We start from the raw sequence: 25,431 nt of genomic DNA, 5'->3' as shown, positions 1-25,431 counted from the left end.
CATGACCCTTCGTGGCAAAACGCTTTTCATCACCGGCGCCTCGCGCGGCATCGGTCTCGCGATCGGGCTGCGGGCGGCGCGCGACGGTGCCAACGTCGTCATCGCGGCGAAAACCGCGGAGCCGCACCCGAAGCTCCCTGGCACGATCTATACGGCGGCGGCCGAGATCGAGGCGGCGGGTGGCAAGGCTTTGCCGCTGCTCGTCGACGTGCGCGACGAAGAGGCCGTGAAGAATGCCATTGACCGGAGCGTCGAAGCGTTCGGCGGCCTCGACATCGTGGTGAACAATGCCAGCGCCATCAGCCTGACGCGTACGCCCGAGACCGACATGAAGCGGTTCGACCTGATGCACGACATCAACACGCGCGGAACGTTCATGGTGTCCAAATACGCCATTCCGCATCTGGAAAAATCAACCAACCCGCACATCCTCATGTTGTCGCCGCCCCTCGACATGAAGGAGAAGTGGTTTGCGCCGCATGTCGCGTATTCGCTGGCGAAATACGGCATGAGCCTTTGCGTCCTGGGCCTTGCGGGCGAATTGCGGGAACGCGGCATTGCCGTCAACGCGCTCTGGCCGCGCACCACCATCGCCACCAGCGCCATCCGCAATCTGCTCGGCGGGGACCGCATCGTGCAGGCGAGCCGCACGCCGGAAATCCTCGCCGACGCGGCCCATGCGATCTTTCAGAAACCCGCGCGGGAATTCACCGGACGCTTTCTCATCGACGACACCTTCCTGAGCGGCGAGGGCGTCACCGATTTCGGGAAATATCGGGTCGATCCGTCGGTGCCCCTGATGCCCGATTTTTTCGTTCCCGATGACAGCATTCCGCCCACGCAAACATCATGACCGTTCGATGACGCTCAGGGCCAGAGGGCAGATAATTCTATGATCGTGATACACACGGGCGCCGCCGATGCGGGGGCGGCAGGCGAGTCGCTCGACCGCCGCATTCTCAAGCACGGCGATAAAATCCCACAGGACGCACTCTGGATCGACCTGATCTCGCCGACGCGCGAGGAGGACGATCTGGTCGAGTCGCATCTCGGCGTCGAGATTCCGACCCGGGAGGAAATGGCCGATATCGAACCGTCGGAAATTCTCTACCGCGAAAACAACGCGCTCTACATGACGGCCCGCGTCCTGTGCAGCTCGGACACGGAGACACCCCAGCTTCTCGACGTGTCGTTCATCCTCACCGACAAGGCTTTGGTCACGGTCCGCTACGGCGAGCCACGCTCCTTCACGATGTTCATGACGCGGGTCGTCAAGCCGGGCGGATGCCGTCATCAGCCGCAGGCCGTGCTGGATGGTTTGATCGAGACCATCATCGATCGCGCCGCGGAAATTCTTGCAAGCGTCGGCAAGCGGATCGACTACGTGTCGCGCGAGATCTTCGAGACGGAACGCAAACGCGCGCGCCAGACGCAAGTGTTTCGCGCGGCCCTGCGGTCCATCGGGCGAAAAGGGGACGTGATCTCGAACGTGCGCGAGAGCATGGTGTCGGTGGAGCGGATGCTGTTGTTCCTCTCGGCCGCGATGCCGCGCCCGCAACGGACGCACGGCTTTCAGGCGGAGTGGCGCACCGCTTTGCGCGACGTGCAATCCATCGAGGAGCATGCGACCTTCCTGTCGAGCAAGGTGCAGTTTCTTCTCGATGCCACGCTCGGTCTCGTGACCATCGAGCAGAACGATATCATCAAGCTGTTCTCGGTGATGTCGGTGATCTTTCTCCCGCCGACCCTCATCGCATCCATGTACGGTATGAACTTTCGGCTGATGCCCGAGCTTCAGTGGGATCTCGGGTATCCGTTCGCCATCCTGTTGATGATCCTCGCAGCGGTGCTGCCCTATGTGATCTTCCGCTGGAAGCGCTGGCTTTAGCGCATGTGCGGCCGGATCACGATCACCCAGTCACCCGATGTTTTTCGGGACTTCTACGATTATTCGGAGCGGCCGAATTTCCCCGCCCGGTTCAACGTGGCGCCCACGCAGCCCGTGCCGATCGTCGTGGCGGATCGGAGCGGACGCCATTTCCAGCTCGTACGCTGGGGTTTTCTACCCGAATGGGTCAAGGACCCGAAGGCGTTCCCGCTCCTCGTCAATGCGCGCGGCGAGACGTTGGCCACGAAGCCCGCCTTCAAGGCGGCCTTCAAGCGGCGTCGGTGCATTTTTCTGGCGGATGGGTTCTACGAATGGCAGCGGCAGGGCGGTGAGAAAACGCCCTATCTCATCCGGCGGCGCGACCGTGAATTGCTGCCGATGGCGGGGCTCTGGGAAACCTACAGCGACGCGAGCGGCGGCGAGATCGACACGGCCGCCATCGTCACCACGATTGCCAACGGCGTCCTTGCGCCCATCCATGACCGCATGCCGGTGATCTTGTCGCGCGAGGATGTGGCGAGGTGGCTCGATCCGACGAACGAAAACACCGACGACGCCATGCGGCTGGTACGTCCGTGTCCGGAGGATTGGCTCGAGATGGTGCCGGTCAGCCGGCGCGTGAACAAGGTCGAGAACGACGACGCCACGCTGATCGAGGCCTTGGCCGCCCCCGAACGCGCTCTACCGAAACCGCCCAGGACGAAGCAGCGTTTCGAGGATGACGCGCAAGGTCGGCTTTTCTAATCTCAAATCAGCGCCGTTTCTTCGCCACGTCGCGTCGCAGAATGCCGACGATCTCCACATGCGGCGAGAACCTGAACTGATCGACGGGATGGACCCGCTCCAGCCGGAAGCCCGCTCCTTGCAGGATGGCGGTGTCGCGCGCGAATGTGCCGGCGTCGCACGAGACGCTGACGACGAGCGGCACTTTCGAGGCCGCGATCTGCTGCGCCTGCGCCTCCGCGCCGGCGCGTGGCGGGTCCATCACGATGGCATCGAACGTGTTCAGTTCCAGCGTCAGCAAGGGCCGGCGGAAGAGGTCGCGAACCTCCGTGGTCACTGCGCGAAGGTTCGGCGTCGCGCGCGCCGCGCGCTCCAGCGCCGTGATGGCGGCCTGGTCGGTTTCGACCGCATGAACCGCGGCGCGTTCGGCCAACCGCAGGGCGAACGGGCCGCAACCGGAAAACAGATCCGCCACGCGCTTCGCCGACTTGCAGGTATCGAGCACGATCGACGCCATGCTCTCCTCGCCGAGACGCGTCGCCTGCAGGAATGACCCCGCCGGCAGAACCACCGAGGAGCGCCCGACGGTGAGGGCCGGCGGCCGCCGCTCGACCAGGATCTCCCCGTGGATCGACAGCCGCGCCAGATCGAGATCGGCCGCGAGGGCGATCATGCGCTGGCGGTCCTTGGCGTTGAGCGGCCCGTGGCCGCGCACATCCACATCCAGTCCGGTCTCCACCTCCGTCACCTGCACGTCGAGAGGCTTGCGCCCTGCACCGAGTTGACGCCCGATGGCCCGCGCCACGACTGGCGCCTGCTTTTGCAGCGCCGGCACCGCGATCGGGCAATAATCGATATCCACCACATGATGGCTGCGCGCCGCCATGTAACCCACATGCATTTCCCGCTCGGGGAAGCGCACATGCAGCGTCAGCCGGCGACGGCCTTCGCCATGGGCGTCGATCATGGGTTCGAGCGGCGTGTCGAGATGGGCCTGGCGCAAGGTATGTGCCAGGGCATCCTGCTTCCAGGCGCGATAGAAATCGTGCCGCATGTGCTGCGTCGCGCAGCCGCCGCATTCTCCGAAATAGGGACAGAACGGCGTCGCGCGCTCCGGGGAGGGCGTGTCGACGCTGACGAGTTGCGCACGCGCGCCATCCCGTTCGATGGTGACCGTTTCGCCGGGCAGGGCGAAGGGGACGAAGAGCGGACCCGAAGCCGTCTCGGCGATCCCGTCCGCCTTCGCGCCGAGGCGGGTGATCGTCACGTGTTCAGCCAAGGCGGGCTCCCAACAAGAATTCACGATTGCCGTCACCACCCTCGATGGGGGACGGCACCAGCCCCACCGGCGAGAGGCCGAGCGAGACGATGAAGGCTGTCATATCCTCGCAGACGGCACGATGCACGGCCTCATCGCGAACGATACCCTTTTTCACCCGATCGCGCCCCGCCTCGAATTGCGGCTTGACCAGAAGCGCGACGGCCGCCCCCGGCTTCAGCAGCGCCATGGCCGCCGGCAGAACGAGCTTGAGTGAAATGAAGCTCACGTCGGCGACGAGCAAATCCACCGGCTCCGGAATCAGCGACGCATCGAGCCTTCGCGCATCCGTGCTCTCGAGGCTCGTGACCCGCGTATCCGCCCCGACCTTGGGGTGAAGCTGACTGCGACCGACATCGACGGCGTAAACGCGCGTTGCGCCGCGCAGCAGCAAAACCTCGGTGAATCCCCCGGTCGAGGCCCCGAGATCGACGCAGACGCAGCCCTTCGGGTCAAAGTTGAAAGCATCGAGGGCGGCAGCCAGCTTCACGCCGCCGCGCGAGACATACGGATGGGGCGGTTCCGCGGCGATGACGGATTGAGCCCCGATCATTTCGGAGGCTTTGCGAACGGGAGTGCCGTCCACGATGACCAGCCCGGCGGCAATCGCCTCCTGCGCGCGCGCCCGGCTCTCGAAAAGCCCGCGCTCGACGAGCGTCACGTCGGCCCGTTTGCGGGTCATGCGATCCCCGATCGCGGGCGCGGGTTCATCGTCACGCAAGCGCCTGCCGGGGCGCCTCGTGTCCGAGCGCCTCGAAGACCTTCGCGACGATTCCGGCCGCATCGAGCCCGGCGGTCGCATACATGCGATCGGGCTTGTCGTGATCGAGATAGACGTCCGGAAGGACGAGCGAGCGCATCTTCAGGCTGCCTCGGTCGAGTGCTCCGCGGTCGGTCAGGAGGTGGAGCACGTAGGAGCCGAAGCCGCCGACCGAGCCTTCCTCGACCGTGATCAGCACCTCATGATCGCGCGCGAGTTTCAGGATCATGTCCTCGTCGAGCGGCTTGGCGAAGCGCGCATCGGCGACTGTCGTGGAAAGCCCCCGCGCCTCCAGGTCCTCGGCGGCCTTCAGCGCTTCGGACAGCCGTGTCCCCAGGCTCAGGATCGCGATACGACTGCCCTGTCGCAGGATGCGGCCTTTGCCGATGGCAAGCGGCACGCCGTGTTCCGGCATCTCGACCCCGATGCCTTCGCCGCGCGGATAACGGAAGGCGATGGGGCCATCGTCATGGGCCGCGGCGGTCGCCACCATATGCACCAGTTCGGCTTCGTCGGCGGCCGCCATCACCACCATGTTGGGCAGGCAGCCGAGATAAGCGATATCGAACGAACCCGCATGGGTCGCGCCGTCCGCGCCCACGAGGCCGGCGCGGTCGAGGGCAAATCGAACGGGCAGGTTCTGCAACGCCACATCATGCACGACCTGATCGTAGCCGCGCTGCAGGAAGGTCGAGTAGATCGCGCAGAACGGCTTGTAGCCCTCGCTCGCCAGCCCGGCCGCGAACGTGACCGCATGCTGCTCGGCGATGCCCGCGTCGAAGGTGCGCGTGGGGAATTCCCGGCCGAAAAGGTCGATGCCCGTGCCCGTCGGCATGGCTGCCGTCACGGCGACGATCTTGTCGTCCTTCGCCGCTTCCCTGATGAGGCTTTCGCCGAATACCCTCGTGTAGGCCGGTGCGTTGGCCTTCGCCTTCGCCTGCGTTCCGGTGACGACATCGAACGCCACCACGCCGTGATATTTGTCGGCAGCCGCCTCGGCGGGCGCGTAGCCCTTGCCTTTCTGGGTGACGACGTGGACGAGGATCGGGCCGGTCCCGGAATCGCGCAYGTTCTTCAGGATCGGCAAGAGGTGTTCGAGATTGTGGCCGTCGATGGGCCCGACATAATAGAAGCCCAGTTCCTCGAACAGCGTGCCGCCGGTCCAGAACCCGCGCGCGTATTCCTCGGCGCGGGCGGGTTTTTCATACAGGAACTTGGGCAGTTTCCTTGCGAGCTGCTTTGCCGTTTCGCGCATGCCGCGATAGGCGCCGCCGGAAACCAGCCGCGCCAGATACGACGACATTGCGCCGGTCGGCGGCGCGATCGACATGTCGTTGTCGTTGAGGATGACGATCAGCCGCGAATGCATGGCGCCCGCGTTGTTCATGGCCTCATAGGCCATGCCGGCCGACATGGCGCCGTCGCCGATCACCGCCACCACATTGTTCCGGCGCCCGTCGAGATCCCGCGCCACCGCCATCCCAAGGCCGGCAGAAATCGAGGTCGACGAATGCGCGGCGCCGAACGGGTCGTATTCGCTCTCCGAGCGCTTGGTGAAACCCGACAGCCCGCCGGCCTGGCGCAAGGTGCGGATGCGGGAGCGCCGTCCGGTGAGGATCTTGTGGGGATAGGCCTGGTGGCCGACATCCCAGATCAGGCGGTCAGCGGGCGTGTCGAATACGTAATGGAGCGCCACCGTCAGCTCAACGACGCCCAAGCCCGCGCCGAGGTGTCCACCCGTCACCGAGACCGCCGAAATCGTCTCCGAGCGCAACTCGTCGGCAACCTGCCGCAACCGGTTCTCGGGCAGGGCGCGGAGATCGGCCGGGACCTTGATGGTGTCGAGGAGGGGTGTGGACGACATCGACTCTCGCTCAAATTTTGACGTGGGCCAATCCGGGGACCAGGGGCAACCTCCGGAAAGGGATCTCGGACGATTACCCGTCCACATCCAGCGGCGCGACGCCGGCGGCTTTGCCGTCCGGCCCGAGATTGATCTTCTCGATGCGGGCCTCGGCCTTCTTCAACAGCGCTTCGCAATGCTTCTTCAGGGCCTCGCCGCGCTCATAGATGGCGATGGAATCCTCCAGCGGGACGTCGCCGCGCTCCAATCGCCGCACGATGTCCTCGAGCTCGGCCAGGGCCTTCTCGAAAGGGAGTTCGGTCAGGGGAGATGCGTCGGTCATGCGGGTCCGTTCGACTAAGGGGGCGCGCGCGACACGCTCGGCGGCCGCGCAGGAAGCCCTGTGATAGCGGAGGCGCGGCCGGATGAGAACCGGGAAGGTCGATAAACCGCAATGGGCCGACTGCGCGGCCCGGATGCGCCCCCTCTCACTCCCGATTGATTTTCAACATGAAGGGCGTGCCCTCCATGCATTCGGCGCCGCGGCCGATCGCCTGCACGGCCGACACCATGCGCCCGCCGCGCCCCAGCATTTCGTCGGCCAGCGCGACGAATCGCGCATTGGGCGTGGCGGTCGGCGAGGCAAGGCGCAGGGCCTTGGCGATCTCGGCCTCGTCCCTGTCCGGGGCAAGGCTGCAGGCCGAGATGTAAGCGGCCGCCGTGGACCGGCTGACCCCGGCCCAGCAATGGAACACCAGGGGATTCGCACGATCCCACGCGCGCACGAAGGAGAGCAGCGTTCGAAGATGCTCCTCGGCCGGAAGGATGTGCCCCTCCAGCGGCTCGACGATGTCGCTCACCGTGAGAAACAGGTGCCGGTCGGCCTGGATGGATGAGGGGCGCTCGACCACCGAACCGCTGCTGATCAGCGTCACCACGTGGCTGGCGCGGGTCTCCACCACGGTCTCATGCAGGCGGGCGAGGGAGCAGACGTGGAGGGTCGGCATGGCAAGCTCTCTTGGATCTGGGGCATCATACCCCCCGGCCGTGGCGGCTTCAGGGAGGCGCGGCCGTGAGGGCTGCGACACGTTCGCGATATTGGTGCTGGGCATGGGACACCGCCCAGGGATCGAGAAGGGAAGGGATCTCCCCCGACAGCGCCTCGGGCCGCCCGAAAATCTTCGTCGCTTCCTCGCGCCCGAAACCGGCGAGCCTTGTCGCCTCCAGAAAGGCCGCCTGCCGGTCGGCGCGCTTGATGAACCGCTTCAGTGCCGGGGAGGGCAGGGCCGGCAATCCGAAATGCAGGTGGATGGCGGAAAGCAGCCGCTCCTCGATGGCTTTGTAGGCGTCCCCGATCACCGCCTTGAAGGGCGAGATGATGTCGCCGATCACATATTCGGGGGCATCGTGCAGGAGCACCGCCAGCCGCCACTCGCGCGACATCCGGGGGTCCATGTGATGCGCGATCGCTTCCACCAGCAGGCTGTGCTGCGCGACCGAAAAAATATGCGAGCCGACGGTCTGCCCGTTCCACCGCGCCACCCGCGCCAGCCCGTGCGCGATGTCGTCCAATTCCACGTCGAGGGGAGAGGGGTTGAGCAAGTCGAGTCGACGCCCCGAGAGCATCCGCTGCCAGACCCGCGGTTCCTTGGCCATCAGAGCTTCTCGGCGATGGCCGCGCATTCGGCGTGACGGAAGCACCCGGTGAGGTGATCGTTGACCATGCCCACCGCCTGCATGAACGCATAGACGATGGTCGGGCCGACGAAGTTGAACCCTTCGGCCTTCAACGCCTTGGAGATGCGGCGCGAGACGTCGGTTTCCGGCTGCACGTCGGCGCGGGTCCGAAGGTTGTTCTGGAGCGGTCGTCCGTCGAGATGATCCCACAGATAATTCGAGAAGCCGCCGCGTTCCTGGATCGCCAGCCAGGCGCGGGCGCCCGCGATCGTGCCGATGATCTTCGACCGGTTGCGGACGATGCCCGCATCCAGCATCAAGGCCTCCACCTGCGCATCGTCGAACCGCGCGATCACCGCCGGATCGAAGCCCGCGAAGGCTTTCCTGAAATTCTCGCGCTTGCGCAGAATGGTGATCCACGACAACCCGGCCTGGAAGCCGTCGAGAATCAGCTTCTCGAACAGCGCGCGGTCATCGAATTCGGGCACGCCCCATTCGGTGTCGTGATAGGCCACGTAGAACGGGTCCGTGCCGGGCCACCAGCAGCGGGTCTTGTTGTCGGGATGCAGGATCAGGCCATCGGTCATGGCGATGGTGTAGCCGGAACCGCGTCACAGGTGAAGATGGCCAAGCGGCATGCGCGGAGCCTCAGGGCTTTGGGCCCAGCCTTTCGACGAGATCGGCCATCTGCTGCGATGCCTCCTCGGGGGCAGCACGCAAGCCCTCCGCCACGCCCTGGCGATCCGCCTCCGGCCTGTTCTGGCTCACCTTCCACTTGCCCTCGATCCGGCTGATGGGGATCTCGATGCCGACGATGCCCTTGAGCTGGGCCGCGATGAAGGCGGCGGGTGCATCCTCCACCGCCCAGGGAGCGGACCGCCCGGCCTCGTGGCGGAAGGTCAGTTCGTTGATCTGCGCCCGGACCCAGTCCGGGTCGTCCCGGATCACCAGCGGCCCATAGGCCTGAACGATCGCGTAATTCCATGTCGGCACGACCTTGCCGGTCTGGCGCTTGGTTTCGTACCAGGAAGGCGTGATGTAGGTCTCGACGCCCTGAAAGATTACCAGCGCTTCGTGACCCGCATCGAAATCCTGCCATTGCGGGTTCGCGCGCGACAGATGGGCCCGCAACGTCCCGTGGGGCGATCCGGCGGCATCGAGCGAGAAGGGGATGGGATTGGCCGTGAGGCCTTTGCCGTCAACGGTCACCAGCAGCCCGAGCGGATGGGCGCGGATGAGCTGGTGCTGGATGTCGAGGCGGTCTTCCCGAAAATGCGGCGGCTGGTACATGATTCTTTCAAACGGATTGCAGCTTCACCCTAGCTGAGAGCCTGCGTGTCCGACCAATGACAATCGCTCACCCGGCCCATCAATTGGGTCGATGGATCGCCTCAACTGGCCGAGAGCGTTCCCCGCGCGTCCGGAAACGCGAAGGTGGCGAAGGCGGGCTTTTCCAGCGTGATGGGGATGCCGCCCGCGCGGATGATCTGACCGGCAGCGATGGCGTCGGCGGCGCGATCGAGCCGGATCATCACGAGGCCGCGCCCGTCGGCGCCGGTTCCAGTTTTTCCGAGGAGCTTTTCGCCCGCCAGGATCTCGACCCCGATATCGGCCGCGAAGCCGCCCTCGTAGGTCGCCGGAACGATCCGCGTGCGGGCGGTGCCCCGATGCTCCATGCGGGAGACGACCTCTTGGCCCACATAGCAGCCCTTGTCGAAATCCACCCCGTGGAGCTGGTCCATGAGGGCCTCATGCGGGAAGGAATCGCCGAACAGGAAATCGCGCCCGCCTTCCGGAACGCCGAGGCCGATCCGGCGGGCGTGATAGGCGGTGGCGGTGTCGGTCGCGAATTCGGGCACATCATCCGCCGCCACGATCGCCCGCCAGCCCAGTGCCGCAAGGCGCGGATCGGTGGATACGAGGCCGGTTTCGTCCGCCGGTTTCGGGCTGTCCCAGCCGGCAATGACCGCGAGGGAGCCGGAGAGGTTCTCGATCGCCACCTTGGCGCGCAGCTTGTAGAATCCGAGGCGTTTGACGAGGTCCGCCGCATGAACGGTCAGGACATCGAGGTAATATCCGCCGTCCATGTCGGCCGGGGCCTCGAACAGGATGAAATCGAAAAGGATCTTGCCCTGGGGGGTGAGCAAGGCGCCGAGCCGCGCGGCCTCCGGCGTCACCTTGTCGACGTCGCAGGTGACGAGATTGTCGAGAAAAGCCTTGGCGTCCAGGCCCGAGACCCTTACGACGCCACGATCGACCAAGTGCGCTGATGGCATGTCCGGCTCCGGTTGGCTTTTGTATTCGGCTCGTGATCGGCCCGGACCCGTATGGGCCGGGCATTCGGAACATTTCGTCGGCCGGAAACCGCTTCACACCGTTCGGCCTCTTGCTCTAGAAGCCACATAGGCGCGGATGGCTCAAGCCTCAAGGGATAGATCGCCATGACCCAGACCTTCGACCTCATCCTCAAGGGCGGCACCGTGGTGAATCACGATGGCCGCGCCGAGCGCGACGTGGGCGTGCGGAATGGCCGGATCGCCACGATCGGCGATCTCTCCCAGGCGAACGCCGCGCGAATCGTCGATTGCCGCGGCCTGCACATCCTGCCGGGCGTGATCGACACGCAGGTGCACTTCCGCGAGCCCGGGCTCGACCACAAGGAAGATCTGGAAACCGGCTCGCGCGCCGCCGTCCTGGGCGGCGTCACCACCGTCTTCGAGATGCCCAACACCAACCCGCAGACCACTTCGGCGGACTCGCTCGCCGACAAGGTTCGGCGCGGACATCATCGGATGCATTGCGATTTCGCGTTCTGGGTGGGTGGAACGCGCGAGAACGCCGCCGATGTGGCAATGCTCGAACGCCTGCCCGGCGCTGCCGGCATCAAGGTGTTCATGGGCTCCTCGACCGGCTCGCTCCTCATCGAGGATGRCGAGGGGATCGCCGAAATCCTTCGCCGCACGCGCCGCCGCGCCGCCTTCCATTCGGAAGACGAGCAGATGCTGCGCGACCGCAAGCACCTCCGCGTCGAAGGCGATCCGCGGTCGCATCCCGTCTGGCGCTCGGCGGAAGTCGCGCTGTCATGCACCCAGCGCCTGTTGCGCATCGCGCGCGACACGGGTGCGCGCATTCACGTCCTGCACGTGACGACCGCGCAGGAAATGGCGCTGCTGAAAGACTACAAGGACGTGGCGACGGTCGAGGTCACGCCGCATCATCTGACTTTGGCGGGTCCTGCGGATTACGAACGCCTCGGCACGTTGATCCAGATGAATCCGCCCGTGCGCGACGAGGCTCATCGGCAAGCGGTGTGGGAAGGTCTCGACGAAGGCATCGCCGATATCCTCGGCTCGGATCATGCGCCGCACACGCTGGAAGAAAAATCCGCGACCTATCCGAATACGCCGTCGGGCATGACCGGCGTCCAGACGCTGGTGCCGATCATGCTCGACCATGTGAACGCGTCTCGCCTGACGCTCGAACGCTTCGTCGACATGACCAGCGCCGGCCCGAAGCGCCTCTTCGGCATCGCCCGAAAAGGCCGCATCGCGGTTGGTTACGATGGCGACTTCACCATCGTCGACCTGCAGCGCGTCATGACGATCTCCAACGACTGGATCGCGTCGAAATCCCCGTGGACTCCCTATGACGGAAAGACCGTCACCGGCTGGCCGGTCGGCACCATCGTGCGCGGCAACGTGGTGATGTGGGACGGTGTCCTGGAAACACCGTCGCAAGGCGAGGTGGTGCGGTTCGAGGAAACGCTGGGGGGCTGAGCGCGGTGCGGCCTATCCTTGAGGATTGCTTGCACTTGGTTCGAGATTCCACGCCGCCAAAAATGCGTATCAAGCGCTTCCCGCCGGTCGAAACAGGCGAGAGGCATCGTGCGCGAAGGCGGCGCGGATCGTGTCGATCCGCCGCGCGTTCAGTGCTTCAGCGCGGTCGAAAAACCGCCGCTGCGTATCTTGTCGGGAAGGCCTTGGGCGTATTCGGCCACCGCTTCCTCGCCGTAGGTGGCGACGAGTTCCATGAAGGCGGCGAAAAGCGCTGCCTGCGCCATGCAATCCGCATCCAGCCCGTCGAACTCGGCCTCGGCGAATGCCTCGGTCACATAGCTCAAAGCGGCCTGCTTTACGGCGCTCAGTTCCTGGAGTTCGTTGAGGGGGAGGTCGTTTTCGTTCATGATCAAGGCCCCTTTGGCAGGGGCGGGCGCGAGTTCGGTTGAAGCGAACTTAGTCGGCCCACCAGCCCGGTGCCAGCATCACCTTGCAAAGAGGTTAATGCGAGAGGGACAGGCCAGATTGCATGTGGATAAATCAGCCGCCGTAGCGCCCGGTGATGCTGCGAGCGAGAAGCTCACCCTCTTTTACGTAACGTGAGGAGGCTTCCTGCGCGGATGGCGTGCAGACGCGATAGGTCAATGCGAATGCCTGATAGCCTTTGTTATAGGCGCCGGCGAGTCGCTCCCGCCGTCCGGGCGTCGTCCCTTCGGCTTCCATCAGCACCTGCATCCGGCGACTCCATTCAGGACCGTCGGCGGCCGAGCACATGGGACGCAAAAATGCGAGCGATCCGACGATCTCTGCGAGCCGCAACAATTCCTTTTCGTAAGGCGCGGGCGGCGGCTCCACCGGTGGCGCAGCTTCGGCTTTCTCGCCTTGCGGCGACTGTTTCGGCTGGGACGGCGGTGCCGCCGAGGGTCGCCTCTGCGGGGGTGGGCGGAATTGCGGCTGCTGGCGCGGAAAGGGTTGCGGCTGCGGCAGCGGCTGCGCGTCGCGCGGGGGTCCAAACAGGCGTTCGAAAAAATTCTGCGCCAGGACCGGCTCGGCGACGCCCGACAATGTGAGCGACAACAAACCGAGGGCGACCCGTTTCAAGCGAGCCCTCGGTCGTGCGCGAAGGCCCGCTCGAGAATGCCGGCCAATCCCGGCGTCGACGGCAGGCTTTCGATCTCCGGCTCCGTGATCCAACGGATTTCCTTTGCTTCCGGCCCCGTCCGAGGCTCTCCCGACAACCACCGCGCTGCGAAGACGGCGATGACCACGTGATGCTTTACACGGCCATCCGCCTCCCGTTCAATCACTTCGAAGGGGGCGATGAGACCCGTCAGCGTGGCGGTAACCCCGACCTCTTCGGCGAGTTCCCGCAAGGCCGCCTGTTCGAGCGTCTCGCCGACCTCGACCTGGCCGCCCGGCAGGGAAAACACACCCTCCCAGGGCGTCTTCCCGCGCGATGCCACGAGGACCTCGCCGTCGCGAAACACCGCGACGGAAGCCGCCAGGAAGGGACGCGCGGGGTAGAGGCGGTCGCCGCTCATGGCGTGTCCTTAAACGTGCTGCCCACCGTTGATGTGCAGTTCCGCGCCGGTGACGTAGGACGAGGCGTCGGTGCAGAGGAAGTAGATGGCTTTCGCCACTTCGTCGGGCGTTCCCAAGCGGCGCAGGGGGAGTTGCTCGACGATCTTCTCGGTGCCGGGAGAAAGGATCGCGGTGTCGATCTCGCCGGGCGAGATGGCGTTGACGCGCACGCCGAGCGGCCCGAAATCGGCCGCCATCTCGCGCGTGAGCGAGGCCAGGGCCGCCTTCGATGTGGCGTAGGCCGCGCCCGCGAAGGGATGCACGCGCGAGCCCGCGATCGACGTGACGTTGACGATGGAGCCCTTCGCGGCCGTCAATTCGTCGACGAGACCGCGCGCCAGCATGATCGAGGCGAAGAAATTGACGTGGAACACGTGCAGCCAATCCTCGTAGGCCGTATCGAGCGCGGCGAGTCGCGATCCGCCGGAGCCCTTGGGGGAGATGCCCGCATTGTTGACGAGCGCGTGCAGTACGCCGCCTTCGACGGCGAGGCGCTCCTTCACGTCGGCGATGGCGCGGCGGGTATCGGCCGCGTCGGCCAGATCGACCTGCAGGTGATCCTCCGGTCCCATCTCCCACGGGCAATTCTCGGGGAATGCGTGGCGCGAGCAGGTGATGACACGCCATCCCGCGGCCGAGAAGCGCTTGACGGTCGCGTGGCCGATGCCGCGGCTGGCGCCGGTCAGCAGCATGATGCGTCGGGGCGTATTGGAAGAGGACGTCATGGTGAACCTGACATTGAGGGCGGGTGGCCCAGTTGGCCCCTGTCCTCGCACACGAGGAGGGCTTGAGGATTATGGGTAGAGACGGACTTTCCGCCAGCCGTCGCCCTCGCGGGTGAACACCACGCGGTCGTGCAGCCGGAAGGGTTTGTCCTGCCAGAACTCGATCGACACCGGCGCGATGCGAAAGCCCGTCCAGTAGGGCGGCCGCGGCACGTCGCCGATGGCATATCTGGCGGCGTTGACCGCCACCGCCTTTTCCAGTGCGAAACGGCTTTCCAGCGGGCGCGATTGCTGGCTCGCCCACGCGCCGATCCGGCTTTCGCGGGGGCGGCTCTGGAAATACGCATCCGCCTCGGCGTCGCTGACCCGGACCACCGGACCGCGCGCCCGGACCTGCCGCCGGAGGCTTTTCCAGTGCAGCACGATGGCGGCTTTCGGCTGGCCGAGCAATTCGCGGCCCTTGTTCGATTCGGTGTTGGTGTAGAAGACGAAGCCCCGCTCGTCGACGCCGTTCAGAAGCACCATCCGCACATCCGGCAGACCGTCGGAATCGACCGTCGCCAGCGCCATGGCGTTGGGATCGTTGATTTCGGAGGCTCTCGCTTCGTCCATCCAGCCGCGGAAGAGAGCCCAGGGCTCGTCGGCCTCGGTGAAGTCACCGGTTGTTAACGCATTCAAGGCTTTATCCTGATCTGTGACTTATTCGTTTCCCGGAGCTCGACGCGCCATGAAGCCCAATGCGCGCCGTTATAGACGAAACCTCTTTGCGAGCGAAGCGGTGAAAATGGCGGCTGCCGCGGCCCTCGCCCTGTCGGTGGCGGGCTGCAGTTTTTCCTCATCGGTGGTCGGCCTTGCGGACGACGAGCCCGAGGTAACCGGCTCCATCACGCCGAAAGCTCCACCACCCCTCTCGCCGGAACTCAATGAGGAGGATTGGCGGCGGGCCAAGGCGGCCCTGGGCGTCGCTCTCGATCCCCAGGGGCCGGGAACGCTCGTCTCCTGGGACAATCCGCAAACCTCCATGAAGGGCCAGTTCACGCCGACCGGTGCTCCTTATGTCAAGAACGACGAGGTCTGCCGCGATTTCTCGGCTTCCCTGAGCGGTCCGGCCTCGGCCTTTCTCCAGGGCAGCGCCTGCCGGCCGTCCGGCGGCGAATGGGCCATCAAGGACGTCAAACCCGGCAAGACCACCGCCAAGACATAGCCCGGTTTCGCCAGCAGAGTGTCAGGGGTCCGGCGTTGCAACGCAGCAACACTTTTCCCATATGGACGTGTGGGCGGGGGTGCGTAGTCATGCGCCTCCGCCGTATTGCGATGGCGAATGGATGAGACGATGCGTGATCCCTATCAAATCCTCGGCGTGCCGCGTACCGCGACTGAGGCGGAGATCAAGAAAGCCTATCGCAAGCTCGCCAAGGTCCACCATCCCGACCGCAACAAGGACGATCCGAAGGCGCAGGACAAGTTCGCCGAGTTGAACTCGGCCTATGAGGTCGTCGGCAACAAGGAGAAGCGGGCGCAATTCGATCGCGGCGAGATCGACGCCGAGGGAAAGCCCCGCTTTCAGGGTTTCGAAGGGTTCGGCGGCGGTCGCGGCGGCGCGCGCCCGCAGGATTTCTCGGATTTCAGCTTCAATGCGGGGGGAAGTCCCTTCGGAGGGCGTCGGGCGCGGGGTCCCGACCCGTCCGAGGACATCTTTGCGCAATTCTTCAGCGATGCGTTCCGACCGGGTGGCGAGGGTCAGCGAAGAGCCCGGCCCAAGCAGCAAAAGGGCGACGACGTCGAGGCCGTGCTGACGGTGACGCTGGAGGATGTGGCGAGCGAGGCCAAGAAGCGGCTCAAGCTCCCGACCGGCAGGGATGTGGATGTGGTGATCCCCAAAGGCGTGGCCGACGGGCAGGTGATCCGCCTGCGGGGGCTCGGCCAGGGCGCGCCTCACGCCGATCCGGGCGATGCCCTGCTGACGATCAAACTCGCGCCCCACGAGCGGTTCACGCCGGATGGGCTCGATCTCCGCCTCAAGCTGCCGATCAGCATCGAGGAAGCGGTCCTTGGCGGAAAGGTGCGGATCCCGACCCTGACGGGGGCGGTGTCGATGGCCATCCCGCCGATGACCGATTCCGGCCGCACCTTCCGGCTGCGCGGCAAGGGCCTGCCGGGAAAGAGCGGCCACGGCGATATCCTGGCCACCACCGAGATCAGGCTGCCCGGCGTCGTCGACGAGTCGCTGATGGAATATGCCCGCAAGCGGCGCGCCGCCGAGGCCGATTAGGAACGCTCCACGCCTAAATCGGCGTTTCGGTCCCGCCCGGACCGCGAAGGCCTTCCCCCTGACGACCGGGTCGGCTAAACAAGCCATCTTTCAGATCCGACCAGCGACGAGTTAGGGTAAGACATGGCGCAGACAACGGCGCCCGGCATTTTGGCCGGAAAGCGCGGCTTGATCATGGGGGTTGCGAACAACCGGTCGATCGCCTGGGGCATCGCACAGGCGGCGCGCAACCACGGCGCCGAGCTCGCCTTCACCTATCAGGGCGATGCGCTCAAGAAGCGCGTGGAGCCTCTCGCGAAGGAATTGGACGCGGCCGTCGTCGGCCATTGCGACGTCACCGATCCCGAGAGCATCGATGCGGTCTTCGCCGAGGTGGAGAAGCTCTGGGGCTCCCTCGATTTCGTCGTCCATTGCATCGCGTTTTCCGACAAGGACGAGCTGACCGGCCGGTATGTGGAAACATCCGAGGGCAACTTCACCAAATCGCTCCTGATCTCCTGCTATTCCTTCACGGCCATCGCACAGCGGGCCGAGAAGTTGATGAGCAAGGGCGGGTCGCTCCTGACGCTGACCTATTACGGCGCCGAAAAATGGATGCCGCATTACAACGTGATGGGCGTCGCCAAGGCTGCGCTGGAGGCCTCGGTTCGCTACTTGGCGGCCGATCTCGGACCGCAGAACATCCGGGTCAACGCCATTTCGGCCGGTCCCATCAAGACGCTGGCGGCCTCGGGCATCGGCGATTTCCGCTACATTCTGAAGTGGAACGAGTACAATTCCCCGCTTCGCCGGACCGTGACCACCGAGGAGGTCGGCGAGACCGCCGCCTATCTGATTTCCGACATGTCGCGCGGCATGACGGGTGAAATTCTCCACGTGGATGCGGGCTATCACGTGGTCGGCATGAAGAATCCGGAAGCCCCGGACCTGTCCCTCGACAAAGATTGATCGTGCCCGACCATCCAACGATCTATTTCATCCGCCATGGCGAGACCGACTGGAATCTCGAGGGCCGGCTCCAGGGCCAAAAGGATATCCCGCTGAACGATCTCGGCCGCGTGCAGGCCGAGGAGGCGGGGCGCCGGCTGCGCAATCTGGTGCCGCTTTTCGAGGACCTCGACTATGTCGCGAGCCCCATGCTGCGGACCCGCGAGACCATGGAGCGTCTGCGGGAGGCGATCGGGCTCTATCCCAACCATTATCGTCTCGACGATCGCCTCGTCGAGCTGACCTTCGGCTCCTGGGAAGGCCTGACGTGGAAGGAAGTCCGCAAGTCGGAGCCGCAACTGGCGGCTTTGCGCGAACGGGACAAATGGAACTATGCGCCCCCCGGCGGGGGCGAGAGCTACGCCATGCTGGCGGACCGGGTGCGTCCGATTCTCGACGATCTCACCCGGGAGACGGTTCTGGTGGCCCATGGTGGCGTCGCGCGGGCCTTTCTGGCGGTCGCCTGCGGCGTCTCGACCCGCCACGCGGCGAGCATCGACATCTGGCAGGGCAGGGTCCTGGTCATCGAAGGTCGCCGCCACCGCTGGGAATAAGGTCTCGCCGGGTCATTGAAGTAAACGCCTTTTCGTGTTTCTTTATGCAATAACATTGCGATAGGGACGCGATCATGCGGCGTGCGGGACTTCTCTTGGCGGGATTGGTGTTGTGGGCCGGGTCGCCCGTGGCCGAGACCATGGATCGGACGGTCAAGGCCAATACCCGCTCGGCTATCGGCGGGTTCCTCGGCTACGAGGTGGATACCTGCTATTCCTCGGCCATCCCGGCGGTGAGAGTCCGGCAGGCGCCGAGCAACGGCAGCATCGAGGTGATCCCGCATGAGGGGACTCTCGGCAAAGAAAGCCGCTGCCCCGGCCGAAAGGTGAAGGGGCTGGCCTACATCTATACGCCCAAGAAGGGCTTCAAGGGCATGGACGAGGTTTCCCTCGACGTGCCCTGGCAATCCACCGATAGCGGGCCCGAAACGCTGCGGACCTACACCTACCGCCTCCGCGTCGAATAGCGGGCCGGCGGCCGACGGGCCGCGCCTCACGCTAAGGCCTGTCGAGAGAGTTTGACCTTCCGGGCGTCGGTTCGTAAACACGCGCACGAGGTCAGAGTCATGTCCCACAATACGTTCGGCCACCTATTCCGCGTCACGACGTTCGGCGAAAGCCACGGGCCCGCGCTTGGCTGCGTGATCGACGGCTGCCCGCCTTTGATCCCCCTTGATGTCGCGGATATCCAGGCGGAACTCGATCGTCGTCGGCCCGGCACCTCCCGGTTCACCACGCAGCGCCGCGAGCCCGACGAGGTCAAGATCCTGTCGGGAGTGTTCGTCGACGAGCGGACCGGTCGCCAGGTCACGACCGGCACGCCGATCATGCTGATGATCGAGAATGTGGACCAGCGCTCGAAGGATTATTCCGACATCAAGGAATCCTATCGGCCGGGCCATGCGGATTACACCTACGATGTGAAATACGGCATCCGCGACTATCGCGGCGGGGGGCGCTCCTCGGCTCGCGAGACGGCGGCGCGGGTCGCCGCCGGGGCGGTGGCGCGAAAAGTGGTGCCCGGCATCACCATCCGCGGTGCGCTCGTCCAGATGGGACCGCACCCGGTCAATCGGAACCAGTGGGATTGGGACGAGGTTCTGAGGAACCCGTTTTTCTGTCCGGATTCGGAAGCGGCCGCCTTCTATGCGGATTACCTCGACGGGTTGCGCAAGGATGGTTCTTCCATCGGCGCGGTTCTCGAAATCGTCGCCGAGGGGGTGCCGCCCGGTTTCGGCGCTCCCATCTATGGCAAGCTCGACGGCGATCTCGCGGCTGCGCTCATGTCGGTCAACGCCGTCAAGGGCGTGGAGATCGGCGATGGTTTTGCGGCAGCGGCGCTGCGGGGTGAGGAGAACGCGGATGAAATGCGGGCCGGCAATGCGGGCGCACCGACCTTTCTCTCCAATCACGCGGGCGGCATACTCGGGGGCATTTCGACGGGGCAGCCGGTCGTGTGCCGGTTCGCGGTGAAACCGACCTCGTCGATTTTGACGCCACGCGCCAGCGTCACCCGCAAGGGCGTCGAAGCCGAGGTGTCCACGAAGGGCCGCCACGATCCCTGCGTCGGAATTCGTGCAGTGCCTGTGGGCGAGGCCATGGTCGCGTGCGTTTTGGCCGATCACTTCTTGCGTCATCGCGCGCAGGTTGGAGATGGCGTCGCCTGGCCTTTCAGCTAGAACGATCGCGCCTGTCGCCGGGAATGTCAGGCACGCCGCCAGAGGCGGTTCGAGCCAGTAGCGAGTAGAGGATTACATATGACCTGCCACAGCGTGACCGAAGCCATCGAAGCTTTCGCGCAAGGCGAAATCGTCATCGTGACCGACGACGACGACCGTGAGAACGAAGGCGATCTGATCGTCGCCGCATCTCTCTGCACGACAGAGAAAATGGCGTTCATCATTCGCAACACCTGCGGCATCGTCTGTGCGCCGCTCAGCGGCGCGGAGGCACGGCGTTTGCGGCTCGATCCCATGGTGGCTGCGAATGACGCGCCGCTCGGCACGGCGTTTACCGTCACGGTGGATGTGAAGCACGGGCTCACGACGGGTATCTCGGCCGAGCAGCGCACCAACACCGTGCGGGCGCTGGCCAACGGCAATATGGGAGCCACCGATTTCGTTCGCCCCGGGCACGTCTTCCCACTGGTTGCACGGGATGGCGGCGTGCTCATGCGCTCCGGCCACACCGAGGCAGCCGTCGATCTGTGCAAGCTCGCAGGATTGCCGCCGGTGGGCGTGATCTGCGAACTCGCCAACGATGACGGGACGGTGATGCGCGGCGATCAGATCGACGTGTTCGCGAAGCAGCATGGCCTGAAGCGGATCTCCGTCGCCGATCTCATCGCCTATCGCCAATCCCGCGAGAAGCTCGTCGAACGCATCGCGACTTTCCCGGTGGAGACGCCCTGGGGATCCTTTACGGGCTATTCGTATGCGACGCCGTTCGACGCGGTCCATCACGTGGCTCTCGTGCACGGTCGCATCGGCGATGGAAACGATATTGCGGTGCGTCTGCACCGCGCCGATTCCATCGCGGACATTTTCGAGGGCGGCAAGGCGATCGATGCGGCGATGAAGCGGTTCGTCACCGAAGGCCGCGGCGTGCTCGTCTATCTCCGCGACGGCACGGCCGGCGTTCCGACGACCAATCTCAACGAGACGGAAGAGACCGCCTCCGAGGCGATGCGATCGACGCAATGGCGCGAGATCGGGCTCGGCGCGCAGATTCTGCGCGATCTCGGCGTTGTCTCCATCCGCAATCTTGCCACATCCAGCAGGTCCTACGTAGGATTGAGCGGTTTCGGCATCGAATTGTTGGCCGAGGAGCCGCTCGACCCGTAGGCAGCCGGGCGTCCGCAACCTCAAACTCGGCCATTCAACCTTAGACGAGCAACCTTGCATCAGGCCGAGAAAATGCCGGGACCCTCGCGGCCCCGATGCACCGAGACGATCGACGACGCAGATCCGTCATCGATGGCATCTCTTCGCCTGATGGTCCTGAAGCACCTGACGGGCCGCTCCCTGCGAGATTCCTTCATGCTGGGGCTCAGGCTGGTCACGGCCCGCGGCATGTCGGTCCTGACGCTCATCGCAGCGGCGTGGCTCGTCGACATTCAGGCTTTCGCCGAATTCGGAATCTACCAGACGTTCGCGACCCTGGCGGGTATCGCGCTTTTTCTCCGTTACGATGCTGCAATCGTCGGTGCATCCGACAGAAGCGAGTCGCGCAATGCGATGCGCCTGTGCCTCTGTCTCGGCGGTATTCTGTTCCTCGTCTTCGCGCTGGCGTCGATCGGCTCGGCCGCGTTGGGCTGGGTGCGCTGGGAACTCGCGCTCCTGCTGCCCTTGTCGATTCTGGCCCGCGGCATGTTGCGCTTGAGCTACGCCCGCGCGACCGGCGACCGGGATTTCAAGGGATTGGGACGGGCCATTCTCATGCAGGCGCTGGTCCAGCCGGTGGTTCTCCTCACCCTGGTGCTGGTGGGTGTGGAGGACGTGCTCTGTTTCGTGCTCGCCGACATCATCGGACATAACAGTGGTGTCGCCTATTTGCTGGTGCGACAGGGAAGGCGCCTTCGCGGCATCTTCGCGGGCTGGTCGAAGGCGGCGATCGTCGCCGTGGCGCGGCGATGGAAAAGCCTCCCCCTCTACAACCTTCCAGGATCGTTTTTCTCGCTCGCCTTCGTCATGTCCCCGCTGCTCATCACGCCCATGGCGGCCGATGAAATTTTCGCGGGCCACGTCGCCTTGGCCTATCGCATCTTCGATGTCCCGACGCAGATCCTCACCGCCGCCGCGACGCCGATCTTTCTCAACTTTCGCCCGGCGAGCGAATATCCGACGCCGATCTTCGGCCGTTCCATGATGATCGGCTTGATCCTGCTCGTGGGAGCGGCCTATGCGGGGATGGCGGGTCTTCTGCTGCTGGCGGATCCATGGCTCGATCAAACCGCGCTCGCGGGACTTGCGGACACCGTGCCGATCATCGCGCTGTTCCACCTCTTCGTGGCGATGGCGGCCCCCTTGAACGAATCCTGCACGCTCTATCCGCAACAGCGGCGGCTCGTATTCATTCAGGGGCTCGCCCTCTTCGGTTCGGGCGTGGCGGCGTGTGTGGCGCTCCTGATCTCCGCCGAAGCCGCCCTCATGACCCTGGCTGGCCTGGCGATCCTCCGAATGGTCGCGGTCGGCGAATTGCTGCGCGTGCTGTCGGGGATCAGCCACCGCGCTTTCATGCCGGCGAAAGCCTAGGCCTTCACCTCGCGGCCCATCAGCGCATCGAGATGCGCGGACGCGGATTTGGCGAGGGCCTCGAGGTCGTAGCCGCCTTCGAGAACCGACACGACGCGGCTCCCGCAGACTTCGTCGGCAAGCCCCATCACCCGCTGCGTGGCCCAGCCGAAATCGGTTTCGGTGAGATTGATGCTGGCGAGGGGGTCGCGCCAATGGGCGTCGAACCCGGCGGAGACGATGAGGAGGTTGGGTTGGAACGCCTCCATGCGCGGCAGCACCACGCGCTCCATCAGGTCGCGGAACACCACGCTCCCGTCGCCGGGCTCCATCGGCGCATTGAGGATGGTCCCGTGCTCGCCTGTCTCCGAGGGCGCGCCGGTCCCGGGGTAGAGCGGCATCTCGTGGATGGAGCAATAGAGAACGCTCGGATCGCTCCAGAAGATGTCCTGCGTCCCGTTGCCGTGATGTACGTCCCAATCGAGAACCGCGACGCGGCCGGCGCCGTGATGGCGCTGGGCGTGGCGGGCGGCGATGGCGGCGTTGTTGAAAAAGCAAAATCCCATGGCGCGGGCCGTCTCGGCATGGTGCCCGGGCGGTCGCATGGCGACGAAGGCGTTCTTCGCCGCGCCGGACATGACCTCGTCGACCGCGCGGACCGCCCCCCCTGCCGCGCGCAAGGCCGCCTCGAAGGTGCCCGGCGACATGACCGTGTCCTCGTCGATCCGCACCAAGCCTTCGCGCGGACAGGCCTCCCTCAGAGCGACCACATGCCTTGCCGGATGGACCAACGYCAGGCTCTCCATCTCGGCCATCGGCGCTTGCTCGCGAATCAGGGCGCCGAACCGCTCTTTCTCCAGCGCGGTCTCAATGGCGCGAATCCGGTCCGGCCGTTCCGGGTGGCCGGCGGGCGTCAGATGCGCCAGCGAGGCGGGGTGCGAGATGTAAAGGGTGGACATGGGCGATGGCGAGCCTAGCTTGGGAAAGGAATGGGAGTTTCGCAGTGCATCAAGCGGCTGTCTATGTTGTCGCAGTGCAACACATTTCCTTGCCCTTCCGTGCCATTGTGCCGTTGATTCGCCCCACGGGCATTTCTTGACCGCATGTTGCGTTGAAACGACACAGGCCTGTCCGGCCGCACAAAGCAGAGTTTACCAATGCGATTGTCTCGCCTGTCTCTCGCTCTCGCAGCCCTGGCGCTCCTGACGGCGTGCAACTTCAAGGGCGTGCCGGAGCCCCAGGTTTCCGCGCGCGATGCCGAATATATGGCCCTCGTGCCGACCGCGCAGGAAGACCTGCGCTACGGCCGCTACCTCATGGACGATCCGACGGGCGAGGCTCCGGGCACCATCGTGGTCGATACGAAAGAGCGGTTTCTCTATTTCGTGATGCCTAACAAGAAGGTCATCCGCTACGGGGTCGCAGTCGGCGACGAGGCCTATGGCTGGACCGGCGTGTCGCGGGTGGCGCGAAAGGCGGAATGGCCGGATTGGAACCCGCCTGCCGAGATGAAGGCGCGGTGGCCGCACGTGAAGCACACCAAGGGCGGCCCGGATAACCCGCTCGGCGCCCGCGCGCTTTATCTTTTCGAGGGCAACAAAGATACGCTGTATCGGATTCACGGCACCAACGAGCCGGAGAAGATCGGGCTGAGTGTATCGTCCGGCTGCATCCGGATGCGCAACATCGATGTGATCGATCTTTATAATCGGACCGAGACCGACGCGAAGGTCATCGTCCGCTAGCGCCTCGCGCCGAAGAGAATACGCAGATCCAACGAGCGCCCTTGCGGCGCTCGTTTTCGTTCGGCCTCAGTCCAGCATCGCGCTGATGCGCAGGAGAGTGGGGAAATCGACGGTGGTCTTGCGAGCCGGCTCGCGATAGGCGGGCCTGACGGCGGCGGTCAGGGCCGGCAGGGCGACGGGCTTGAAAGCGGGCAGAACGGCCCGCGGGCGGGCAGCGTCTTTCGGAGGGACTTGGCTCGACGATCGAACGTCGCGCTGGGCGAGGGTCATGGCGTAACTCCCAATGTTGGCCCCGATTCATCACGAAAGACGTGTCGGCTTCGGGGCCACTCTATGATCATTTGCTGGCTTTATGGGCAAATGACGGAGGCAAGCTTAATCCTGTATTAACAAGGTTGCAATTTCGGTTGTCCCGCCAAGCGTCAGGACGTCCGTGGCCTCATGGCGAGAATGGACACGAGCACGAGGGCGCCGACCATTCCCACATGCTCTCCGGCGGTGTGGAACGCCGCGAGCGCCCGCTCCCCTTCCAGGCGCCAGAAAGCGTGCACGATGGGGATGGTCAGAAGGGTGAAGATGCCGAGCGCTCCTGCAGCGAGCCAGGTCCGGCGGTTGAGGATGATGAGCGCGGACCCCCAAAGCTGAACCGCGACGGTCGCGGCATTGAAGAGCCAGGCAGGCTGCAGGCCGAATTGCGCCATCTCGGCCATGCCGCCCGGAAAATCGATCAGTTTCGAAAGGCCGCTTCCCCAGAACGGGAACGTCAGGACGGCCCGCGCGGCAACCTCCGTGAACCGGCTCGACAGGAAGGCGCGGATCCAGCGCGGCGTCATGCTTTATCCGCGCTCCGGGCCCGGAAGGCCTCCTCGGCATTCCTCGCCTTTTCGCGCCAGGCCAGCACGATGCGCTCGAGATCCATGAGGTCGGAGGTGGGCAGGGTGCCGAGGGTCGCCTGCACATAGGCCTTTTGCGCCGCGATCCCTCTTTCGGCGAGGGCGCGACCTTTCGGCGTGAGATGGAGGGCATTGGAGCGGCGGTCTCCGGGGATCGCGCGACGCTCGACCAACTCGGCCTCGACCATGCGGTCGAGCAGGCCCGACACATTGCCTTTCGTCACGTACAGCCGCTCGGCCAGTTCCTGCTGACTCAACCCTTCCTGCTCGGTCAGGGTGGACAGAAGGTCGAATTGCGGGATCGATAGGCCGATCGTCTTCAACACCCCCGCGATCGCGCTCGTCGCGCGCCGGTGAAGGCGGATGAAGCGGAACCAGACGCGGAGTGGATCGGCGTCGGGATCGACGATTTGAACGGGGGCAGGTGACGTCACCAACTCGGCTCCTTCAATCAGAA

Annotated in this window: 31 protein-coding genes; 13 read left to right on the top strand and 18 right to left on the bottom strand. The window is 65.0% G+C overall.

Going from position 1 to position 25,431, the window contains the following annotated elements; genetic code table 11:
* Position 1: 1 nt before the first annotated feature.
* Genes AC1DVM_RS04705 through AC1DVM_RS04695 form a run of 3 tightly spaced genes read left to right on the top strand, consistent with a single transcriptional unit; the run spans position 2 to position 2,632 of the window.
* Entirely contained in the window at positions 2 to 853 is an 852-nt protein-coding gene (locus tag AC1DVM_RS04705) for an SDR family oxidoreductase (protein ID WP_477252447.1), read from the top strand.
* Between the two features lie 39 nt (positions 854 to 892).
* The gene (locus AC1DVM_RS04700) at positions 893 to 1,888 is read left to right on the top strand and encodes a magnesium transporter CorA family protein (RefSeq protein WP_477252445.1); all 996 of its coding nucleotides are present in this window, start codon (positions 893 to 895) and stop codon (positions 1,886 to 1,888) included.
* A gap of 3 nt (positions 1,889 to 1,891) precedes the next feature.
* On the top strand, positions 1,892 to 2,632 hold the full coding sequence (locus AC1DVM_RS04695) for an SOS response-associated peptidase (protein WP_477252443.1): 741 nt from the start codon (positions 1,892 to 1,894) through the stop codon (positions 2,630 to 2,632).
* A 7-nt stretch (positions 2,633 to 2,639) separates the two neighbouring features.
* On the opposite strand, the gene AC1DVM_RS04690 is transcribed toward AC1DVM_RS04695, so the two are convergent.
* From AC1DVM_RS04690 to ygfZ, 9 genes are all read right to left on the bottom strand, one after another.
* Positions 2,640 to 3,890: a class I SAM-dependent RNA methyltransferase gene (locus AC1DVM_RS04690; protein ID WP_477252441.1), complete on the bottom strand. Its 1,251-nt coding sequence runs from the start codon at positions 3,888 to 3,890 to the stop codon at positions 2,640 to 2,642.
* A complete protein-coding gene (locus AC1DVM_RS04685; RefSeq protein WP_477252440.1) occupies positions 3,883 to 4,611 on the bottom strand; it encodes a TlyA family RNA methyltransferase in 729 nt (242 codons plus the stop codon). The genes AC1DVM_RS04690 and AC1DVM_RS04685 overlap by 8 nt, the downstream gene beginning before the upstream one ends.
* Positions 4,612 to 4,642: 31 nt before the next feature.
* A complete protein-coding gene (gene dxs / locus AC1DVM_RS04680) occupies positions 4,643 to 6,553 on the bottom strand; it encodes a 1-deoxy-D-xylulose-5-phosphate synthase (RefSeq protein WP_477252439.1) in 1,911 nt (636 codons plus the stop codon).
* Between the two features lie 73 nt (positions 6,554 to 6,626).
* Positions 6,627 to 6,875: an exodeoxyribonuclease VII small subunit gene (locus AC1DVM_RS04675; protein WP_477252438.1), complete on the bottom strand. Its 249-nt coding sequence runs from the start codon at positions 6,873 to 6,875 to the stop codon at positions 6,627 to 6,629.
* Between the two features lie 145 nt (positions 6,876 to 7,020).
* A complete protein-coding gene (locus tag AC1DVM_RS04670) occupies positions 7,021 to 7,539 on the bottom strand; it encodes a tyrosine phosphatase family protein (protein WP_477252437.1) in 519 nt (172 codons plus the stop codon).
* 49 nt (positions 7,540 to 7,588) lie between these two features.
* Positions 7,589 to 8,188, bottom strand: a complete 600-nt coding sequence (locus AC1DVM_RS04665; protein ID WP_477252435.1) for a YfbR-like 5'-deoxynucleotidase — start codon at positions 8,186 to 8,188, stop codon at positions 7,589 to 7,591.
* Positions 8,188 to 8,796: a DNA-3-methyladenine glycosylase I gene (locus tag AC1DVM_RS04660; protein WP_477252433.1), complete on the bottom strand. Its 609-nt coding sequence runs from the start codon at positions 8,794 to 8,796 to the stop codon at positions 8,188 to 8,190. The genes AC1DVM_RS04665 and AC1DVM_RS04660 overlap by 1 nt, the downstream gene beginning before the upstream one ends.
* A 61-nt stretch (positions 8,797 to 8,857) precedes the next feature.
* On the bottom strand, positions 8,858 to 9,499 hold the full coding sequence (locus tag AC1DVM_RS04655) for an FMN-binding negative transcriptional regulator (RefSeq protein ID WP_477252431.1): 642 nt from the start codon (positions 9,497 to 9,499) through the stop codon (positions 8,858 to 8,860).
* A gap of 101 nt (positions 9,500 to 9,600) precedes the next feature.
* The gene (gene ygfZ / locus AC1DVM_RS04650) at positions 9,601 to 10,485 is read right to left on the bottom strand and encodes a CAF17-like 4Fe-4S cluster assembly/insertion protein YgfZ (RefSeq protein WP_477252430.1); all 885 of its coding nucleotides are present in this window, start codon (positions 10,483 to 10,485) and stop codon (positions 9,601 to 9,603) included.
* A gap of 165 nt (positions 10,486 to 10,650) precedes the next feature.
* Between ygfZ and AC1DVM_RS04645 the strand changes: the two genes are divergently transcribed.
* Positions 10,651 to 11,985 (top strand): dihydroorotase, encoded by a 1,335-nt coding sequence (locus AC1DVM_RS04645; RefSeq protein WP_477252428.1) that lies wholly within the window; start codon positions 10,651 to 10,653, stop codon positions 11,983 to 11,985.
* Positions 11,986 to 12,134: 149 nt separating this feature from the next.
* On the opposite strand, the gene AC1DVM_RS04640 is transcribed toward AC1DVM_RS04645, so the two are convergent.
* The 5 genes from AC1DVM_RS04640 to pdxH all read right to left on the bottom strand — a co-directional run bounded on the left by AC1DVM_RS04640 (position 12,135) and on the right by pdxH (position 14,969).
* Positions 12,135 to 12,392, bottom strand: coding sequence for a hypothetical protein (locus AC1DVM_RS04640; protein ID WP_477252427.1), 258 nt, complete (start codon positions 12,390 to 12,392; stop codon positions 12,135 to 12,137).
* A gap of 133 nt (positions 12,393 to 12,525) precedes the next feature.
* Positions 12,526 to 13,086 (bottom strand): TIGR02301 family protein, encoded by a 561-nt coding sequence (locus tag AC1DVM_RS04635; protein ID WP_477252425.1) that lies wholly within the window; start codon positions 13,084 to 13,086, stop codon positions 12,526 to 12,528.
* On the bottom strand, positions 13,083 to 13,526 hold the full coding sequence (locus AC1DVM_RS04630) for an NUDIX hydrolase (protein ID WP_477252424.1): 444 nt from the start codon (positions 13,524 to 13,526) through the stop codon (positions 13,083 to 13,085). Before AC1DVM_RS04630 ends, AC1DVM_RS04635 begins: the two co-directional genes overlap by 4 nt.
* A gap of 9 nt (positions 13,527 to 13,535) precedes the next feature.
* Positions 13,536 to 14,291, bottom strand: a complete 756-nt coding sequence (locus AC1DVM_RS04625) for an SDR family NAD(P)-dependent oxidoreductase (protein ID WP_477252422.1) — start codon at positions 14,289 to 14,291, stop codon at positions 13,536 to 13,538.
* A gap of 69 nt (positions 14,292 to 14,360) precedes the next feature.
* Positions 14,361 to 14,969, bottom strand: coding sequence for a pyridoxamine 5'-phosphate oxidase (pdxH, locus tag AC1DVM_RS04620; RefSeq protein ID WP_477252420.1), 609 nt, complete (start codon positions 14,967 to 14,969; stop codon positions 14,361 to 14,363).
* 49 nt (positions 14,970 to 15,018) lie between these two features.
* Between pdxH and AC1DVM_RS04615 the strand changes: the two genes are divergently transcribed.
* The 8 genes from AC1DVM_RS04615 (at position 15,019) to AC1DVM_RS04580 (ending at position 22,357) form a co-directional block, all read left to right on the top strand.
* Entirely contained in the window at positions 15,019 to 15,495 is a 477-nt protein-coding gene (locus tag AC1DVM_RS04615) for an RT0821/Lpp0805 family surface protein (protein ID WP_477252418.1), read from the top strand.
* Between the two features lie 129 nt (positions 15,496 to 15,624).
* On the top strand, positions 15,625 to 16,563 hold the full coding sequence (locus AC1DVM_RS04610; protein WP_477252416.1) for a DnaJ C-terminal domain-containing protein: 939 nt from the start codon (positions 15,625 to 15,627) through the stop codon (positions 16,561 to 16,563).
* A 123-nt stretch (positions 16,564 to 16,686) separates the two neighbouring features.
* Positions 16,687 to 17,511: an enoyl-ACP reductase FabI gene (gene fabI / locus AC1DVM_RS04605; protein ID WP_477252415.1), complete on the top strand. Its 825-nt coding sequence runs from the start codon at positions 16,687 to 16,689 to the stop codon at positions 17,509 to 17,511.
* A gap of 2 nt (positions 17,512 to 17,513) precedes the next feature.
* Positions 17,514 to 18,104 (top strand): histidine phosphatase family protein, encoded by a 591-nt coding sequence (locus tag AC1DVM_RS04600; protein WP_477252413.1) that lies wholly within the window; start codon positions 17,514 to 17,516, stop codon positions 18,102 to 18,104.
* 74 nt (positions 18,105 to 18,178) lie between these two features.
* Positions 18,179 to 18,571, top strand: coding sequence for a hypothetical protein (locus AC1DVM_RS04595; RefSeq protein WP_477252412.1), 393 nt, complete (start codon positions 18,179 to 18,181; stop codon positions 18,569 to 18,571).
* A 99-nt stretch (positions 18,572 to 18,670) separates the two neighbouring features.
* Positions 18,671 to 19,783: a chorismate synthase gene (gene aroC, locus AC1DVM_RS04590; protein WP_477252410.1), complete on the top strand. Its 1,113-nt coding sequence runs from the start codon at positions 18,671 to 18,673 to the stop codon at positions 19,781 to 19,783.
* A 78-nt stretch (positions 19,784 to 19,861) separates the two neighbouring features.
* Complete coding sequence (ribB, locus tag AC1DVM_RS04585) at positions 19,862 to 20,947, top strand: 3,4-dihydroxy-2-butanone-4-phosphate synthase (protein ID WP_477252408.1); 1,086 nt, start codon at positions 19,862 to 19,864, stop codon at positions 20,945 to 20,947.
* Positions 20,948 to 21,079: 132 nt separating this feature from the next.
* Entirely contained in the window at positions 21,080 to 22,357 is a 1,278-nt protein-coding gene (locus AC1DVM_RS04580) for a hypothetical protein (RefSeq protein ID WP_477252407.1), read from the top strand.
* On the opposite strand, the gene AC1DVM_RS04575 is transcribed toward AC1DVM_RS04580, so the two are convergent.
* Positions 22,354 to 23,295, bottom strand: a complete 942-nt coding sequence (locus AC1DVM_RS04575; RefSeq protein WP_477252406.1) for a histone deacetylase family protein — start codon at positions 23,293 to 23,295, stop codon at positions 22,354 to 22,356. The two genes, AC1DVM_RS04580 and AC1DVM_RS04575, sit on opposite strands and share 4 nt — an antisense overlap.
* A gap of 198 nt (positions 23,296 to 23,493) precedes the next feature.
* Between AC1DVM_RS04575 and AC1DVM_RS04570 the strand changes: the two genes are divergently transcribed.
* Entirely contained in the window at positions 23,494 to 24,081 is a 588-nt protein-coding gene (locus tag AC1DVM_RS04570) for a L,D-transpeptidase (protein ID WP_477252404.1), read from the top strand.
* 66 nt (positions 24,082 to 24,147) lie between these two features.
* Here AC1DVM_RS04570 and AC1DVM_RS04565 read toward each other — a convergent pair whose 3' ends face one another.
* From AC1DVM_RS04565 to AC1DVM_RS04555, 3 genes are all read right to left on the bottom strand, one after another.
* Positions 24,148 to 24,351, bottom strand: a complete 204-nt coding sequence (locus tag AC1DVM_RS04565) for a hypothetical protein (RefSeq protein WP_477252402.1) — start codon at positions 24,349 to 24,351, stop codon at positions 24,148 to 24,150.
* 152 nt (positions 24,352 to 24,503) lie between these two features.
* On the bottom strand, positions 24,504 to 24,914 hold the full coding sequence (locus AC1DVM_RS04560; protein WP_477252400.1) for a DoxX family protein: 411 nt from the start codon (positions 24,912 to 24,914) through the stop codon (positions 24,504 to 24,506).
* Complete coding sequence (locus AC1DVM_RS04555) at positions 24,911 to 25,408, bottom strand: MarR family winged helix-turn-helix transcriptional regulator (protein ID WP_477252398.1); 498 nt, start codon at positions 25,406 to 25,408, stop codon at positions 24,911 to 24,913. Before AC1DVM_RS04555 ends, AC1DVM_RS04560 begins: the two co-directional genes overlap by 4 nt.
* Positions 25,409 to 25,431: the final 23 nt, after the last annotated feature.

It is taken from the genome of Microvirga sp. P4_A5, assembly GCF_056402495.1.
This window is presented reverse-complemented; position numbering and strand designations above follow the sequence as displayed.